At 67.9% G+C, this 215-nt stretch carries 1 protein-coding gene; it reads right to left on the bottom strand.

Annotation, left to right across the window (positions count from 1 at the left end; genetic code table 11):
* Positions 1-215 (bottom strand): transposase (locus ACPW96_RS23380; protein ID WP_425886145.1); only part of this gene is annotated, 215 nt, incomplete at both ends.

Genomic DNA, 215 nt, shown 5'->3' with positions numbered 1-215 from the left:
ACCCGGTAGCGGGGGCGGTGATGCCAGGCCGCTTCCACCAGCAGACGACGAGCGTGGCCGTTCCCGGTCTTGGTGATCGGCCCCTGCATGCGGGACTGGCCGGAGGAGAACTCGCTGGGCACCAGGCCGACGAACGAACCGATACTGTTCCCGGTGAACCGGTCCCAGTCGCCGATCTCGACCGCTAACGCGAACCCGGTCAGCGTGCTGATCCC

This window comes from Micromonospora sp. DT81.3, from assembly GCF_049847225.1.
In the GTDB taxonomy this organism is placed as follows: Bacteria; Actinomycetota; Actinomycetes; order Actinomycetales; family Microbacteriaceae; genus Microbacterium.
Note: the sequence above shows the minus strand (reverse complement) of the source record. Positions and strands in the feature narration are given on the sequence as shown.